The sequence below is a fragment of the Planococcus antarcticus DSM 14505 genome (genome assembly GCF_001687565.2).
Lineage (GTDB): Bacteria > Bacillota > Bacilli > Bacillales_A > Planococcaceae > Planococcus > Planococcus antarcticus.
The window spans coordinates 696253-713528 of the sequence record NZ_CP016534.2; the positions used below are offsets into that span (position 1 = coordinate 696253).

16 protein-coding genes and 1 pseudogene are annotated in these 17276 nt (G+C 43.6%); 14 read left to right on the plus strand and 3 right to left on the minus strand.

Annotated elements, in window-relative coordinates:
* Positions 1-53 precede the first annotated feature (53 nt).
* From BBH88_RS03570 to BBH88_RS03595, 6 genes are all read left to right on the plus strand, one after another.
* Positions 54-1352: an ABC transporter substrate-binding protein gene (locus tag BBH88_RS03570; RefSeq protein WP_065537275.1), complete on the plus strand. Its 1299-nt coding sequence runs from the start codon at positions 54-56 to the stop codon at positions 1350-1352.
* Between the two features lie 109 nt (positions 1353-1461).
* A complete protein-coding gene (locus BBH88_RS03575; RefSeq protein ID WP_006828565.1) occupies positions 1462-2403 on the plus strand; it encodes a carbohydrate ABC transporter permease in 942 nt (313 codons plus the stop codon).
* A complete protein-coding gene (locus tag BBH88_RS03580; protein ID WP_065537274.1) occupies positions 2400-3227 on the plus strand; it encodes a carbohydrate ABC transporter permease in 828 nt (275 codons plus the stop codon). The genes BBH88_RS03575 and BBH88_RS03580 overlap by 4 nt, the downstream gene beginning before the upstream one ends.
* Before the next feature lie 366 nt (positions 3228-3593).
* Positions 3594-5804 carry an alpha-galactosidase gene (locus tag BBH88_RS03585; protein WP_065537273.1) on the plus strand — a complete coding sequence of 737 codons (2211 nt, stop codon included), beginning with the start codon at positions 3594-3596 and terminating at the stop codon, positions 5802-5804.
* A 305-nt stretch (positions 5805-6109) separates the two neighbouring features.
* Positions 6110-8143: a beta-galactosidase gene (locus BBH88_RS03590; protein ID WP_065537272.1), complete on the plus strand. Its 2034-nt coding sequence runs from the start codon at positions 6110-6112 to the stop codon at positions 8141-8143.
* Positions 8144-8357: 214 nt separating this feature from the next.
* Positions 8358-8903: a hypothetical protein gene (locus BBH88_RS03595; RefSeq protein ID WP_006828561.1), complete on the plus strand. Its 546-nt coding sequence runs from the start codon at positions 8358-8360 to the stop codon at positions 8901-8903.
* Between the two features lie 111 nt (positions 8904-9014).
* On the opposite strand, the gene BBH88_RS03600 is transcribed toward BBH88_RS03595, so the two are convergent.
* Both BBH88_RS03600 and BBH88_RS03605 read right to left on the minus strand, forming a co-directional pair.
* Positions 9015-9206: a PIN domain-containing protein gene (locus tag BBH88_RS03600; protein ID WP_006828560.1), complete on the minus strand. Its 192-nt coding sequence runs from the start codon at positions 9204-9206 to the stop codon at positions 9015-9017.
* A gap of 7 nt (positions 9207-9213) precedes the next feature.
* Positions 9214-9657: a helix-turn-helix domain-containing protein gene (locus BBH88_RS03605; RefSeq protein ID WP_006828559.1), complete on the minus strand. Its 444-nt coding sequence runs from the start codon at positions 9655-9657 to the stop codon at positions 9214-9216.
* 206 nt (positions 9658-9863) lie between these two features.
* Between BBH88_RS03605 and BBH88_RS03610 the strand changes: the two genes are divergently transcribed.
* The 4 genes from BBH88_RS03610 to tolA all read left to right on the plus strand — a co-directional run bounded on the left by BBH88_RS03610 (position 9864) and on the right by tolA (position 13078).
* Positions 9864-10112, plus strand: coding sequence for a hypothetical protein (locus BBH88_RS03610; RefSeq protein ID WP_083387739.1), 249 nt, complete (start codon positions 9864-9866; stop codon positions 10110-10112).
* A complete protein-coding gene (locus tag BBH88_RS03615; RefSeq protein ID WP_065537271.1) occupies positions 10102-10353 on the plus strand; it encodes a hypothetical protein in 252 nt (83 codons plus the stop codon). The genes BBH88_RS03610 and BBH88_RS03615 overlap by 11 nt, the downstream gene beginning before the upstream one ends.
* Positions 10354-10595: 242 nt before the next feature.
* Positions 10596-11915, plus strand: coding sequence for a short-chain fatty acid transporter (locus BBH88_RS03620; protein WP_065537270.1), 1320 nt, complete (start codon positions 10596-10598; stop codon positions 11913-11915).
* Between the two features lie 299 nt (positions 11916-12214).
* Positions 12215-13078 (plus strand): cell envelope integrity protein TolA, encoded by an 864-nt coding sequence (gene tolA, locus BBH88_RS03625; RefSeq protein WP_083387740.1) that lies wholly within the window; start codon positions 12215-12217, stop codon positions 13076-13078.
* Positions 13079-13151: 73 nt separating this feature from the next.
* On the opposite strand, the gene BBH88_RS03630 is transcribed toward tolA, so the two are convergent.
* The gene (locus tag BBH88_RS03630) at positions 13152-13475 is read right to left on the minus strand and encodes a helix-turn-helix domain-containing protein (RefSeq protein WP_065537268.1); all 324 of its coding nucleotides are present in this window, start codon (positions 13473-13475) and stop codon (positions 13152-13154) included.
* Between the two features lie 310 nt (positions 13476-13785).
* On the opposite strand from BBH88_RS03630, the gene BBH88_RS03635 reads away from it, so the two are divergent.
* The 4 genes and pseudogenes from BBH88_RS03635 to BBH88_RS03645 all read left to right on the plus strand — a co-directional run bounded on the left by BBH88_RS03635 (position 13786) and on the right by BBH88_RS03645 (position 17256).
* Complete coding sequence (locus BBH88_RS03635) at positions 13786-14010, plus strand: hypothetical protein (protein WP_065537267.1); 225 nt, start codon at positions 13786-13788, stop codon at positions 14008-14010.
* 358 nt (positions 14011-14368) lie between these two features.
* Positions 14369-14656, plus strand: a complete 288-nt coding sequence (locus BBH88_RS03640; protein WP_065537266.1) for a type II toxin-antitoxin system Phd/YefM family antitoxin — start codon at positions 14369-14371, stop codon at positions 14654-14656.
* Positions 14657-14678: 22 nt separating this feature from the next.
* Positions 14679-14891: pseudogene (locus tag BBH88_RS18745) on the plus strand (Txe/YoeB family addiction module toxin); the annotation flags it as partial.
* Between the two features lie 499 nt (positions 14892-15390).
* A complete protein-coding gene (locus BBH88_RS03645; RefSeq protein WP_065537265.1) occupies positions 15391-17256 on the plus strand; it encodes a DUF2075 domain-containing protein in 1866 nt (621 codons plus the stop codon).
* Positions 17257-17276: the final 20 nt, after the last annotated feature.

Genomic DNA, 17276 nt, shown 5'->3' on the forward strand with positions numbered 1-17276 from the left:
TTATACTGTATGTAAGGCGAAAAGTTAAGCGCTTACAAAAAGGGGGATTTTTGATGAAGAAATTTTATCTTATGCTAATGCTGGTAGTCGGCATGGTTGTGTTGGCAGCTTGTTCTTCGGGGGATGAAGAAGCAAGTGAAGACAGCGGTTCAGAAGGTTCATCAAGTGTAGATACGATTACGGCTTGGGCTTGGGATCCAGCATTCAACATTGCAGCTCTTGAAAAAGCAAAAGAAGCCTACGATGGAGACGGCGAGTATGAAGTCGAAGTCATTGAAAACGCGCAAGACGATATCATTCAAAAACTAAATACTGGACTCAGCTCTGGTACGACTAAAGGAATGCCGAACATTGTCTTGATTGAAGATTACCGTGCACAAAGTTTCTTACAAGCTTATCCAGATTCATTTTATCCATTAACAGATGTTATCAACTCAGAAGACTTTGCAGAATATAAAATTGCGACAACTAGCTATGATGGCGAACAATATGGAGTGCCGTTTGATACAGGTGTAGCAGGATTATATGTCCGCACGGATTATCTCGAAGAAGCTGGTTACACAGTAGAAGACGTAACGAATATTACATGGGATGAATATATAGAAATCGGCAAATCTGTAAAAGAAGCAACAGGCAAAAATATGTTAACTATGGATCCGAACGATTTGGCGCCAATCCGTATGATGATCCAAACAAACGGCTCATGGTATGTAGATGAGGATGGCTCGACGCCGAATATTGCAGAAAACGAAACACTTGTTAAAGCATTTGAAACCTACAAAAAGATGATGGAAGCAGACATTACAAAAGTTGTCTCTGACTGGAGTCAGTTTGTTGGTGCATTTAATAGCGGCGACGTTGCCAGTGTCCCAACTGGCAACTGGATCACACCAAGCGTCAAGCAAGCTGCAGAACAATCAGGGCAATGGGCAGTAGTGCCAATGCCACGCTTGGATATGGATGGAGCTGTAAATGCTTCTAACTTAGGCGGCAGCTCATGGTACGTGTTGAACGTAGATGGCAAAGAAGAAGCGGCTGATTTCATGCTTAATACATTTGGTTCAAATCCTGATTTGTATCAAACACTTGTAAAAGACATCGGCGCAATCGGAACATACTCAGCAGCAGCTGAAGGAGATGCGTTTGCAGCTGAAGATGAATTCTTCAATGGCCAGACCATCATCGCAGACTTTTCAAAATGGACAGAAGAAATTCCAGGCGTCAATTATGGCCTTCACACGTACGCAATTGAAGACATCCTTGTCACTGGAATGCAAGATTATTTGAATGGCACGGAGCTTGAAACAGTACTAGAAAATGTTCAAGGACAAGCTGAAGCACAACTCAAATAATTGATTGTAAATAACTAAAGTCTTGAGTTGCCGCCGAATAGCTGGGAAGAGTGCGTATCGCTCACCAGACGGCCCAACTCAAGGTTTTTTTATAGGAGGAATGACAAGCATGAGCCAGCAAAAGACAAAAAGAGGCGAAATAGATCTCCCAGTGCGCTTAAAAGACAGTAAACGCCAAAAAACCGGTGTGTATTTCAGAAAAAAAGTTGGTTGGTTGTTTATCATTGTCTCAATCATCGCAATCACAATTTTCAACTTTTATCCGATGGTTCAAGCCTTTCTATTATCCTTTCAATCAGGAATGGGCGCGAATCTGGAGTATGTAGGCTTCGATAACTGGCGGCGATTGTTTGGCGATCCAACATTTATCGCAGCGCTAACCAATACATCAATTTATTTACTCATCCAAGTTCCATTGATGATTGTATTGGCGCTTTTTTTTTCCGTACTGTTAAATGACCCCAACTTGAAATTTAGAGGGTTTTTCAGAATCGCAATTTTCTTGCCTTGTGTAACTTCACTGGTTGCCTATTCGGTCATCTTTAAATACTTGTTCGGTGTCGACGGCATTATCAACTTATTTCTGCTCAATTTCGGGATCATCTCTGAAGCAATTAACTTTTTAGCTGACCCTGTATGGGCGAAAGTCGTTATCATCCTTGCCATTACATGGAGATGGACAGGCTATAACATGATTTTTTATCTAGCAGCCTTGCAAAATGTCGATAAGTCGATTTACGAAGCGGCAAGAATGGATGGAGCAAACGCCATCCAACAGTTTTTTCAAATCACCGTGCCCATGTTAAAACCGATAATTTTGTTTACTTCGATTACGTCCACAATCGGTACATTGCAAATCTTTGATGAAGTAGTAAACATCACCAACGGTGGACCCGGAAATGCAACGCTTTCGATTTCGCAATATATTTACAATCTTTCTTTCGAATACACGCCTGACTTCGGTTACGCGTCAACCGTATCTTATGTCATCGTAATCTTAGTAATAATTCTTTCGATTATTCAATTCAGAGTGGCGGGTGAGAAAAAATGAAAAACTTAAAAAGAATCTTCATTTATACGTTTCTAAGCCTGGCAGCCATCGTTTCCATTTTTCCTTTCTTATGGATGCTCGTCAGCATCACCAATAAATCGGTGGATGTCACGCAAGGACGCTTGCTACCAGGTACTCATTTAATTGAAAACATGAAAACCTTGTTTGCGACCGTGGATATCGTCCCGGCTTTGATGAACTCAGCCATCATCGCGATTATCAGCACCATTTTGACGTTGCTGTTCGCATCGCTTGCCGGCTACGGCTTTGAAATTCACCGCAGCAGAGGAAAAGACATTGTCTTCACCGTCTTGCTGTTGTCAATGATGATTCCGTTTGCGGCGATTATGGTTCCTTTGTACCGCATGTTCGGCAGTATCAGCGAAACGGCGCCGCTCATTGGAATTGACTCGCTGGGAGCTGTTATTTTGCCGACAGCGACGACCGCGTTCTTCATCTTTTTCTTCCGACAAAACACGAAAATGTTTCCAAAAGATTTGGTGGAGGCAGGAAGAATTGACGGCTTGAGTGAGCTTGGCGTCTTTTTCCGAGTTTACATGCCAACGATGAAAACGACGTATGCAGCAGCGGCAATCATTTCGTTTATGAATAGCTGGAATAACTACTTGTGGCCATTGGTCATTTTGCAATCACCAGAAAAAAGAACCATTCCGTTGCTGATTTCAAATCTGGGCTCAAGCTATTCACCAGACTACGGGGTCATCATGTCAGCCATCGTCATCGCCACCTTGCCGACAGCACTTGTGTTCTTCCTCATGCAGAAACACTTTGTTGCGGGAATGATGGGGTCGGTTAAGGGTTAAATGATAGTCAGCTTTTAGGGGAGACTTCAGTTGATAGCTTGGTGTTGTTCTTATATGCCGCTTCGGCCGCTTTGGGCATGGCTCCCGCAAGAAGCCAGGAAAACCGCCTGTCTTCTTGCTTCGCCTAGCCCGTGGACGCGCCGGCGCTAAGAGATTTAACTAACTAACTATGACATTATATTTCTTCATTAAATTACTAGTTGATATGGAGCAAAACAGTGGAGACTCCCGCGGGATAGCAAAGTGTCGAAATCCACTTGAGCGTTAGCTCAAGTTAGTTCGGCGCAAGCCCGCAGGAAAGCGTAACTGTTTTGCGGAATATCGTCAATGAACAATCACTAGTTCAACTTATATAGGAGGTAAATTGTGCCGATTTTATATAACGATGCTACACGTGAGTTTCACCTGCAAACTGAGAAAGTAAGTTATATTTTCAGCGTTTTAGAAAACGATCAGCTTGGCCATCTTTATTATGGAAAAAAGCTGCGCCATCGGGATTCGTTCGAGCGTTTGTTTCATGTGGAGGCTACGCCAAATACAGCTTGCGTCAATGAAGAGGATCTTGTTTTTTCGCTGGATGTGATCAAACAGGAGTACCCGGCATACGGCACGACGGATTTCCGGGAGCCGGCGTACCAGGTGCTGCAGGAAGACGGCAGCCGCATCACGAATCTGGTGTATCAAGATCATCAGATTTTTGAAGGCAAAAAGAAGCTTGAAGGATTGCCTGCCACTTATGTAGAGACCGAAGATGAGGCAACTACGTTGGAAGTTTATTTGTACGATAAAGAAATCGATGTGGAAGTCCGGCTTTCTTATACGGTGTTTGAACAATTAAATGCAATTGCCCGCTCTGCTCAATTTATCAATCGTGGGCATAAGGATGTGAATTTGACGAGAGCGTTTAGTGCCAGCATCGATTTGCCGGATTCGGATTTTGAGATGCTGCAGCTGTCGGGTTCATGGGCAAGAGAGCGGCATATTAAAAACCGCAAACTGGTGCCTGGCACCCAAAGTATTTCCAGTACAAGAGGGACGAGCAGCGCCCAGCAAAATCCGTTTCTTGCACTGAAGCGGCCGGAGACGACGGAACATCAAGGTGAAGTGTACGGCGTGAGCCTGGTATACAGCGGCAATTTCTTGGCGCAGGTTGAAGTAGACCATTACGATGTGACGCGCTTGATGATCGGCATCAACCCGTTCGATTTTAATTGGCTGCTGGAAAGTGGCGAGAGTTTCCAGACACCAGAAGTGGTTATGGTCTATTCGACAGAAGGGTTGAATCGTTTAAGCCAGACGTTCCACCGGTTGTACCGAACACGATTGGCACGCGGACAATGGCGCGACCGTGAACGTCCGGTGTTAATCAATAATTGGGAAGCGACGTACTTCGATTTTGATGAAGAGAAAATCTTTGAACTCGCGAAGTCATCCAAAGAATTAGGTGTAGAGCTATTCGTCCTGGACGATGGCTGGTTCGGCAAGCGCGATGATGACACGACGTCTTTAGGTGATTGGTTTGAGGACGAGCGAAAATTGCCGAACGGCATCACTCAATTGGCGAAAGACATTACCGGCTTGGGAATGGAATTCGGCTTATGGTTCGAACCGGAAATGGTATCGAAAGCGAGCGAGCTGTATAAAACTCATCCCGATTGGGTGATCCATGTACCAAATCGGCCGATGTCGCATGGCAGAAACCAGTTTGTTCTTGATTTTTCAAGACAGGAAGTTGTGGATTTTATTCATAGCTTAATGGCAGAGGTTTTACGGGACGCACCGATTTCATATGTGAAATGGGACATGAACCGCTACATGACAGAAATTGGCTCTTTGGACTTGCCAGCAAACCGACAGCGCGAAGTGGCGCACCGTTACATTTTGGGCGTGTATTCTTTATATGAACGACTGACGACAGAATTTCCCCATGTGTTGTTCGAGTCTTGCGCTGGAGGCGGCAGCCGGTTCGATCCGGGCTTGCTGCATTACGCGCCGCAAGGGTGGACTAGTGATGACACCGATGCGGTTGAACGCTTGAAGATTCAATACGGTACGTCTTTGGTTTATCCTCTCAGCTCGATGGGTGCGCACGTCTCGGCAGTGCCCAACCATCAAGTGGGCCGGAGAACAAGTCTCGAGACACGAGCAAATGTTGCTTACTTTGGCGCTTTTGGCTATGAACTTGATGTGACGATGATGACAGATGAAGAAAAAGAAAGAGTAAAAGAACAAATCGCTTTTTACAAAAAAAACCGTGCGCTCATCCAGCAAGGGCAATTTTACCGAATCGAAAGCCCGTTTGCGGAAGATGGCAATATCACCAGCTGGATGGTTGTGTCAGACGACCAAAATGAAGCGATACTCGGCTATTATCAAGTCCTGTCGCGACCAAACCCAGGACTCACACGTGTGTTCTTTAAAGGGCTGAACCCGGAATTCGAGTATACAATCGACGGAATAGACGCCACGTTTTACGGAGACGAACTGATGGGCGCAGGCTTGCAGCTAAACCGCTACCGCACGAATGAACATCCGGCTGATTTTTCTTCTATTGTTTATAAATTAAAGCGAGTGTAAGTGGAGTTGAGTTCTAATAGCGCACCGGCCATTCTGGGCATAGCTCCCGCAAGAAGCCAGGAACCCGCTTGTCTTCTTGCTCTGCTTAGCCCGTTGACGCGCCAGTGCTGAAAAAAACTTTATTTATACTGATTCTACCTAGGGTACGGAGCAAAACAGTGGAGATTCCGCGGCAGCTGGTACCGCGACTTCCTGTCGCACCAGCTGCATGACCCACATCCAGTAGGCCCGAAAGCGGAGCTGCTTAGCGGAATATCTGCAGGTGGAAATTATTAAATTAACATATATAGAAGGGATGGAATAGAATGATTAACGATAAATTGCCGAAGATTTGGCACGGTGGGGACTATAACCCTGAACAATGGGATTCGAAAGAAATTTGGGACGAAGACGTTCGGATGTTCAAACTGGCAGGAATTGACGTGGCCACTCTAAACGTTTTTTCATGGGCACTCAATCAGCCGAATGAAGATACCTACAACTTTGACTGGCTAGATGAAAAAATAAATCGCCTCTACGAAAACGGCATTTACACGTGCCTCGCAACAAGTACGGCAGCGCATCCGGCATGGATGGCGAAGAAATACCCGGATGTCTTGCGTGTCGACTTTTACGGCAGAAAACGCAAATTCGGCAGTCGTCACAACTCGTGTCCGAACAGCCCGACTTACCGCAAATACTCGGAGCGAATTGCTGAAACATTAGCAGAGCGCTACAAAGACCACCCAGCGGTCTTGATTTGGCACGTCTCCAACGAATACGGCGGCTACTGCTATTGCGAAAATTGCCAAGACGCTTTCCGCAACTGGTTAAGCGACAAATACGGAACGCTTGAAAAGCTCAACAAAGCCTGGAACACCGGATTCTGGGGCCATACGTTTTACGAATGGGACGAAATTGTTGCACCGAATATGCTAAGCGAAGAACGTGAAGACAATGTATCTGATTTCCAAGGCATTTCACTCGATTACCGCCGTTTCCAGTCGGATAGTTTACTGGATTGCTACAAGCTGGAATACAACGCCATCCGCAAGCACGTGCCAACCAGCATCCCAATCACTACTAACTTGATGGGTACATATCCGATGCTGGATTACTTCAAATGGGCAAAAGAAATGGACGTCGTGTCTTGGGACAATTACCCGTCAATCGATACGCCGTTTAGCTACACCGCCATGACCCACGATTTGATGCGTGGATTAAAAGGCGGGAAGCCGTTCATGCTGATGGAGCAAACGCCGAGCCAGCAAAACTGGCAGCCGTATAATTCCCTGAAGCGCCCGGGCGTTATGCGTTTATGGAGCTACCAGGCAATCGGCCGCGGGGCGGATACCATTCTTTACTTCCAGCTTCGCCGTTCAGTCGGTGCCTGCGAGAAATACCACGGAGCGGTCATTGAACACGTCGGCCACGAAAACACGCGCGTCTTCAATGAAGTTGCCCAATTAGGAAAAGAATTGAATGGATTATCCGATACCTTGCTCGATGCCCGGGTCAACGCTAAAGTGGCGATCGTCTTTGATTGGGAAAACCGCTGGGCGACCGAACTGTCAAGCGGACCTTCTGTGTCGCTCGACTATGTCAACGAAGTCCATAAATATTACGACGCGCTGTACAAATTGAATGTCCAAGTCGACATGATTGGCGTCGAAGAAGACTTGGGCAAGTACGACGTCGTCATTGCACCGGTTCTGTACATGGTCAAAGAAGGCTACGCAGCGAAAGTCGAGAAATTCGTCGAAAATGGCGGTACCTTCCTAACAACGTTCTTCAGCGGCATTGTCAATGAAACTGATATCGTGACACTCGGTGGTTATCCAGGTGAACTGCGCAACGTTCTTGGCATTTGGGCAGAAGAAATCGATGCGCTGCACCCGGATGAAACCAATCAAATCGTTGTAAAAGGATCACGCGGAAGTTTGAGCGGCAAGTATTCATGCAATCTGCTGTTTGATTTGATCCATACAGAAGGCGCAGAAGCCGTTGCAGAATATGGCTCTGACTTTTACAAAGGCATGCCGGTCTTGACCGTCAACAAATTCGGAAAAGGAAAAGCGTGGTACGTGGCTTCAAGCCCGGACGCGGAATTCCTGGTCGATTTCCTCAAGACAGTCTGCGATGAAGCGGGTGTCGAGCCGTTGCTTGCCGTACCGGACGGCGTCGAAACCACCGAACGCGTAAAAGACGGCCAGAGCTATTTGTTCGTGTTGAACCACAACAACGAGGAAGTCACGATCGAGCTGCACGGCAGCCAGTATAGAGAAGTGCTGACGGATGAACAAGTGAGCGGAAATCTGGTTTTGAAAGAAAAAGGCGTTTTGATTTTGGCGAAAGTGTAAAAAAGCAATGGAATAGATGAAGAGCCCATGTGGACGGCACCAAAATTGTTGGATACTAATCTGACGATGGAGATGCCGTTCACATGGGCTTTTCTATTGGTTATCGAAATGGTTCCGGGAAATTCATAAGCTCTCAAGCAGGAAAACAGACTCCGTTTATCGAATGTACAGCTAACTTATTTATTCGGAATAAAGGAAAGGAGAGGCGGGACCGATGAAGAAGGTTGGAAAGCTCCTTTGCATGATTGCTGCATTGATGCTGTTGGCTGGCTGCGGTGAAGAAGATGCGCCGATCATGGATCCTTCGAGGGAATGGAAGGACCCGGAAGACAACATACCAGTAATTGAAGAAGAAGCGGAGATGGAAGAGACAGATGCCTTGTCCGAGTATTCCAGCGAGCAGATTGAATACGCCAGAGTGTGGCTGCAGCTTGGGCCAAACGAGGAGATAGACGGCTTGTACGTCCAGCAAATTCCGGCAGGCACACCGCTCAATCCGGACGATGACACGAGCGCCGCTTATCCGGAACCTGTCATCCAACTGGCGGGATCGCGTTTGGTGGATGGATCTGTTACTTACAGCAGCAATGGAGATGGCACGATCAACGTATACAATGTGCCATTGCGTTGGGACGGTGAGTATCCTGCGGGCGAGGAATTTTACAATGAAATCATTGAAGGTACGGAGCTGGTGGCGATCGAGCCGGGGGAGGATGAGAGAGTGATCCGGTTGATTGAGTTGTTGGAGATTGAGGAGTGAGTGGATGGATCTTTTCTTAGTAGTGAAGCAAGTTTTCCAGACAATAAATTAGAAAGACAGCGTTAACAATAAAATCCCCTTCAAGCAGCTCAATTGCTTGAAGGGGATTTTTCATGTTTCTGCATTTTCTAATTCCCTTATAACTTCTGCAAGAACCAGAATAACTGCCTCGCCTTTTTCTATCTCTTCTTTTGCAGCTTTCCAGAAAAGAACAGCTGCTTTGCTCAGTTTATTGTCGCCGTTATTGTTGGCATGATAGCGAAAAAAGTTCGTGTCTATTGTATATTGCTTAAATTCAGCCATAGCTCGGTTAGTCTTCTTCCTGCAATTGGTTCAACATTTCATCAGCAAGTCCAAGTGACTGGTCTTTAATTCGGGCACGTTTTTCAATAAATCGCTCCCAATTGGGCTGATCCATCAATTGTTTGGTTTCAATTCGCCATTTTCCACTGCCTTCAAAGGTCTGTTGAGCAGCAAGTTTTTTTTCAGCACAATGTCTTCGAACCATCTGTGGACTGATGCTCATGATGTCTGCGGCATCGCGAACCGTGACATGAGGGGGGAGGTTAAACTCGTTGCTTAGTGCTTCAAAGGCTTCTTTGCGCTCTTCTTCTTTCAGCTCTTCATACAGCATGTTCTTTTTTCTTTCAAGTGCTTCATGAAGTCTCATTAATTGAACATATTCTTTCACGCGCTCACTTTTAATCGCTTCATCAGAAGGGCGAGGTTTTACATTATCGAGCAGATCCACCATCTTCTCCACTCCTTTTTCTTTTTATTATACAAGGGATTAAGCAGAAACTAAAGAAATAAACGAAACTTTCGAAATCAAAAAAATTTGAATATGAACAGGAACTCATTCCAAGTATTCGGTTCAACGTCTTGCATTAGATAACTAAAAAACCAACGAGGATTTGTCCATTTCAGCAATTAGTTTTCAGCAATTATAAGAGGGAATAAGTGAAAAGAGACGCTTTACAAACTGCTAACCGAAAGTGGGATTTGATGAATAAACGCGTGAAAAACACAATTTTGGGTACGCTGGTCTTTGGCTTTATAGGATATGTAGTGTCGTACCTATTAGATGGTAATCCGGACTGGAACGTTGTTATCGGGCAAGCTATTGCGGGATTCTTGCTGTATGCATTTATTTTACCAGCTTGGGCAAAAAGAAATAAAAATATTAAAAGAGGCCCATATGGAAAATAGGAAAAGTAAACTAGCCACATGGTTAAAAGAACCGATATTTACGAAGAAAGTAGATCCGTTTTTGAATTTAATCTTAGCCTTTCTAGGTGCATTGATTGGGACCACATTTTACCATAGTACCAATATGCCTTACTGGGAGTTTATCATCTGGCTTATCTTAGTCGCCTCGCTGGCAGTTTTTATTCTTAAATTAATCGGTACAGAATGGAGGAAAAGAATAGCGCAGCGCGATGCAAACTAGCTGATTGCTATCTTTCTTTACATAACATGACTAAAGTCTTTGGAGAGCGATCTAGCTCTCCAGAGGCTTTTTTTGTTGACAAATGGGTAGTCAACAACATCAGAAAAGCGGATTTCTGCTGAATGAGTAAGATTACAAAAAAAAAAATTTCTGTCAATAATCAAAATTTTCTGCAATGAAGAGGAGGAATAAGGTAGCATAAGAAAGGAAGTGCAAATTTACATAAAAGGGGGAGTAAGAGGATGAAAGGGATTACACGCTTTTCGAATAACTTGATGGAACGGTATTTACCGGATCCGTTTTTATTCGTTATCATCTTGACTGTGGTCGTGTTCGGACTGGGCTTAGGCTTAACCGATTCGTCACCTGTACAGATGGTGGCGTTTTGGGGTGAAGGATTCTGGGCGTTGCTCGCATTCTCCATGCAAATGGTGCTGGTGCTCGTGACCGGATTTGTATTGGCAAGCAGCCCGATATTTAAAAAAGGCTTAGGCAAACTGGCGAGTTTCGCAAAAACGCCAGGTAGTGCGATTATCTGGGTAACTTTAGTGTCACTGGCAGCAAGCTGGATCAACTGGGGCTTTGGGTTGGTTATTGGTGCATTGTTCGCAAAAGAATTAGCGAAGCGAGTTGGAAATGTCGATTACCGTTTGCTGATTGCCAGTGCGTATTCTGGATTTTTGATTTGGCATGCCGGGTTCTCAGGATCGATTCCGTTATCAATCGCGACAGAAGGACATCCGTTTGTTGATAAAATTGGCATCATTCCAACGACTGAAACCATTTTTGCTAGCTATAACTTAATCATTATTGCCGCATTAGTTATTATTGTTCCTTTATTAAACCGGTTGATGATGCCGAGAAAAGAAGAAACGGTTGTTGTTGATCCGAAAGTGCTGGTGGAACCAGAAGTTGAGGAACAACCGGCTAAAGCAGACATGACACCAGCAGAACGTTTGGAAAACAGCTGGATTTTATCAGTGGTTATCGGGGCATTGGGTATTGCATTTATTGTTTATTATTTCATCGAAAATGGTTTTGCGTTAACGCTCGACTTGGTTAACTTTATGTTCTTGTTCCTCGGAATCTTATTCCACGGAACACCTCGCAAGTATTTGATCGCTGTTCAAGAAGCGGTCAAAGGAGCGGGTGCGATCATCGTTCAATTTCCGTTTTATGCGGGAATTATGGGCATGATGACAGCTTCTGGTTTAGCAGCCGTTATTTCAGAAGCGTTCGTCAATATTTCAACAGTAGACACGTTTCCACTTTTCGCATTTCTTAGTGCAGGACTGGTCAACTTCTTCGTCCCTTCGGGTGGCGGACAGTGGGCCGTACAAGCACCGATTATGTTAGAAGCTGCCGAAATGCTTGGCAGTGATCCGGCGAAAGTCGCCATGGCTGTTGCATGGGGTGACGCTTGGACAAACATGATCCAGCCGTTCTGGGCCTTACCCGCACTGGCAATCGCCGGACTGAAAGCCAAAGACATCATGGGCTTTTGTGTGATTGTGTTGGTGGTTAGTGGCGTTGTGATTGGGTTAGGGTTGTTGTTTTTGTAAATAGAAGATGGAGAGTGGCCTTGCCTGTGTTTAGGGTGAGGTCATTTTTTGGATAATAAAATAAACTTATAGTAACTAATTAACTAGATACTATATCAAATAGCTGAATATTGTGTTAAATTAAGTATGGTATAGTTCAAATGAAACAGATAGGTAGAATAAAAAGACCTATTAATATGAATATGGAGACTATTAAATTATCGGTTTACTGAAGTGATTACTTATAACAAGTTAAAACAATAACCGAGATTAAAAACAATCAAAATCAAATTTTCACTATTTGAAAGGGGCGAGTGCTTGTGTGGAAAAGCAAAAAAGTGCTATCGGCTGCTGGACTCATTGTTCTTCTGAGTGGCTGTAGTCAAGAGACGCTAAAAGTAGATAAACCTGTGCTTGAAGTGGCAGAAGTCGATGCTGCAGAGACAGAAAAAGCTGAAGCAGAAGAAAAAGCAAAAGCTGAAGCAGAAGAGAAGGCAAAGGCTGAGGCAGAGGAAAAAGCAAAAGCAGAGGTAGAGGAAAAGGCAAAGGCTGAGGCAGAGGAAAAAGCAAAAGCAGAGGTAGAGGAAAAGGCAAAGGCTGAAGCAGAAGAAAAAGCAAAAGCTGAAGCAGAAGCGAAAGCAAAGGCTGAAGCAGAGGAAAAAGCAAAGGCTGAAGAGGAGGAAAAAGCAAAGGCCGAAGCAAAGGCGAAAGCTGAAGCTGAAGCAGCAGAACGTCAAGCAGCAGAAAATGCTGGATCTGCTTCACAGCAACAAGCAGTTGGAATGGCCGAAGATTATATCTCTTATACTGCCTTTTCAAAAAGCGGACTTATCGAGCAATTGGTATTCGAAGGGTTTAGTAACGCTGATGCCACATTTGCTGTAGAAAAGATTAACGTAAATTGGAGTGAGCAGGCAGTAAAATCGGCTGAAGATTATATCTCGTATACACCATTTTCGAAAAGTGGCCTCGTCGAACAATTGGAATTTGAAGGATTTAGTAATGGAGATTCAACGAACGCAGTTGGTAAAATCAGTGTGGACTGGAGCGAACAGGCTTTATTAGCAGCGGAAGATTATATTGCATACACTTCTTTTTCAAGATCCGGTTTGATTGAACAATTGGAATTTGAAGGGCACAGTAAGGCAGATGCTACGAATGCTGTCAATGTATTGGGGCTTTAATAACAGCGTCAAAAGACCGTTATCTGAAATTTGGATAACGGTCTTTTGAATTATTAACTATATCAAGAAACAACTAAACAGAAATAATTCCCTGTTTTTCAGCTAGTTGAGGTTCGTTTTTTAAAATTTCCAAAAGGCGAGAAGCAGAGCCACTTGGATGGTTTATGCCTCGCTCCCACGATTCAATGAATTTAATCGATACGCCCATGAGCGCAGCAAAAGATCTTTGAGTTAATTGCATCTGTAACCGGAGTGCCTTAACATCATCGGCTGTAAAGCTAGCTAGTTCTTTTACTTCGACTGTTTTGGTTCTGGCTTTTGAAGGTTTTCCTTTAGCGTGGTCAACCGCCTGATTTAAATTTTTTTGTACGTCGTTAAAGAATTGATCTTCAGTCATTGGTGTTCCTCCTTTCATGACGATGTTTTACTCAGGATGTCTAGATTACATTCATTATACCGATAGAATTAGCGGTTTAATAGGCTTTTACCAAAAAAAACATAGGATGAAAAAAGTCGTTTTGTTTTTCTACAATTCGGGGAAGAATAGATAAAAGGGGGGGCTCAGTATTGAATTTGTATTCTAAATCAAATAAAGGTTCCCTCAAAGTTCTGCAGATGCTCGCTTAGCATTCATAAACAAGCAATTTGTGATAAACTGAAAATAACAAAAGTTTATATGGCTGAGACGAAAAAGGAGTTGAACCTCGATGATTAAAACGAGCGATACGACAAAATCCAAGGCCGATACATTAATCTACCAAGACTTTGCAATGGCTCTAATATACTTTTCAAAGGGTAAGGTTAATCCGGATGAAGCAAGAAAAATTACGGAAGATGTCTTAGCGAAAGTAGATTTAACTAATTCTTCCATTGCTCATAAAGGAATCAATTGGTTAGCTAAAGAAACCTTAAAAAGACGTCATATTGTTTAAACTCAGAGATGCCTTGGCATCTCTTTTGTTTTTGTGATAAAAAGGTGGATCATATATTCAAGCGCTGGTGTTCATCCTTTCATGACGATGTTTTACTCATCTGCGCATTCGAAGTATGTCTAGAGATACAACCAAATAAAAGCAGCACGATGAAAAGTAATAGGAGCACGATTAAGTTTTTGAGCATTTGTTGTTCTCTTCTGGATCTTGTCGAAGTTTGATAAGTGAAGGGTGTTCCTTTAATAAAACGTTGCGGTAGTTAGTAAATTCCAGTTGAAAGCCGACTTTAAGTGTTGACACGACATCTTTACTTCAAATGATATGTACGCTATAAAGTACATCAAAGGAGATGATGAATATGTCAGCAATTACTGCAACAACTCCGACTAATCTTAGAAAAAATCTTTTTAGTGTTCTTGAAGATGTTACAGAGGCTAACACGGAAGTTATCATTACGCTAAAGTCAGGTGAAAATGCCGTATTAATCTCTGAAGATGAATTGAATTCCTATCGAGAAACAGCTCATTTGATTTCTACTAAAGGGAATAGAGACAGATTGAATAAAGCGATTACCCGGCTGGAGAATGACGAGGGAACGGTTCGCGAGTTACTCGAGGATGATACAGATGCTAAAAGTATGGTCTGATCAGGCGTAGGAAGATTACCTTTACTGGCAAGATACCGATAAAAAAATTATTAAAAAAATTAACAAATTAATAAAAGAAATCGAGCGTCATCCATTCACCGGTCTTGATAAACCGGAGCCACTGAAACATGACTGGACCCGATATTGGTCTAGGCAGATTACGCAAGAGCACCGCCTGGTTTATAAAGTTGAAAATGATTCAGTTAAAGTTGCTCAAGCAAGATTTCATTATTAAAGATGTAGCTATATGCTTTTCGTATTTTTTCAAGCAAGTAAATTTTGAATAGTAAACTTATGCGGATCCAAATGGGTCTGCTTTTTCTTTGCATTAAAATTGTTTATGCGACTCGAGTGACTGACTATATACTGCAATTTATTAGATATAGATTGATAGGACTATAAAATCGATGCTTTTTGCTCTACCTAATTGTTTATTCAAGAATATAAGTTGTTTGTGGATTTTGCCGTTCTCGGAGTGGAAGCCTAACAATTTTGAGGCAGTTAGAGAAAATTTGTCCCATACAATCGAAGTAAATAAGTAGGTAAAAGTAAACTTTTAACCCCAAGCAAGAATTTCTTGTTTGGGGTTTTTATAAGGAATTTGCAATAAGATAAATAAGTGACATAAATTGCAATAATGTTGCAAAAAGTTAATGCTGAACTAGTAAAATAATGCTAAACTAAAAATAAACACCATACAGGATTTTACATATATAGAAGAGAGGAGCACCTCCATGATCATCTACAACGAAAGCTCTTCAAAATTCATCAACCACGTTCTAGAAGACCGCATCGAATCGGTGCTTCTTGAAAAAGTGCAGGAGAAGATGAACCATTCGGTGTCTGCCAGTGAAATCCGTTCGTGGACAAACTCTTTACCGCAAATGGCGAAGATTTTACGTGATGCCGATTTAAAAGAAGGCACTCATGTACTACTGGAATACAAGCTGCCTTCAACTGAAAAGCGTATTGATTTCTTGATTACTGGAGAAGACAAGAGCGGCAAGCAAAATGCAGTCATTGTAGAACTCAAGCAGTGGCAGAAATCACAGCTAGCAGAAGGAGACGGCATCGTCAGAACCTTCTTGGGCGGCCGGGAACGCGAAACCGTTCATCCGTCCTATCAGTCGCTATCCTACAAGCGCTATCTCGAAAACTTTAACGAAGCCCTATACGAAGATACATCCATCAGCGTAAGCTCGTGTGCGTATTTACACAATTACATCCCGAACAAACTAGCAGAGCCTTTACTCAATGAACGCTATACGAGTTATGTCGAACAGTCACCAATCTATTTTCAGTTTGATGATTTATTGCTGCGGAAGCGAATCAATGATGCCGTCTCAGAAGGGAAAGGCACAGAAATTGCTCGGAAAATCGAAGAAGGAAGAATCCGTCCTTCTAAAAAACTAGTTGAAGCCGTCAATTCTTTATTCGAAGGAAACGAGGAATTCATACTTCTCGACGAACAAAAAGTTGCTTACGAGAAAGTGCTGTCAATATATAACGACATGGATCTAGAAATAGACCAAAAGCACACCATCCTTATCAAAGGTGGGCCGGGGACGGGTAAATCAGTTATCGGCTTAAACTTGATGAATTTCCTGTTAGGCGAAGAAGCGACCATCGAGTACATCACACCAAACCAATCGTTCCGTGAAATCCTGCGAAAGAAACTGATCGGCCGGAGCGGCTTTGTGGAAATCCGAAGCCTTTTCAAAGGTTCCGCGTCGTATGTAGAAACGCCTGAAAACTACTACGACGTCTTAGTCTGTGACGAAGCGCATCGACTGAAAAACCAAGGGCATATGAAACGCAAAATCGAAGGCGAAAACCAGGCCACTCAAATCATCCGCTCCAGCAGAGTCAGCGTCTTCTTTATCGACGATGAGCAGGTCATCTCCAATAAAGACATCGGCCGCTTCAACCTATTGAAAGAAGAAGCCGAAAAGCAGAACTCCACCGTCCATGTTGTCGAACTCGACTCGCAGTTTCGCTGCGCCGGTTCTGGAAATTACCTGGAGTGGCTCGACAACGTCCTTTACGACCGCAAGCAGGACATCCAGTTGGACGGAGACTTCGACTTCCAAGTCGTTGATTCTCCGCACGAGCTTTACGAGAAAGTAGTCAAAGAAAAAGGCGGCCGGCTGCTCGCCGGCTACGCATGGGAATGGAACACCAAAAGAGTGGATGGAGAGCTGTCGAAAGATGTTGTGGTCGAGGTCCATGACTTTGCTATGCCATGGAACGATCCCGCCCGTATCGACTGGGCCATCCATCCGGAAGGTTCCGAACAAATCGGCTGCATCCACACCGTCCAAGGACTGGAAATGGAATACGTCGGTGTCATCATCGGCAATGATCTAACCTATAATCCAGAAACCCAATCCATTGAAGTAAAGCGAGAGAACTTCAAAGATAAAGGCGCCAGACCGGCGAAGCCTAAGGGTAAGTATGAGGTTGATCTGCTTGATCAGTTGGTGAGGAATACGTATAAGACGTTGATGACGCGGGGGATGAAGGGTTGTTATGTTTATTGTGTAGACAAGGACCTAGAAAAAGGATTAACAAAGAATATACTAAATTCATTCAGTAATTAAACCTATTTGGATAAGTTTAT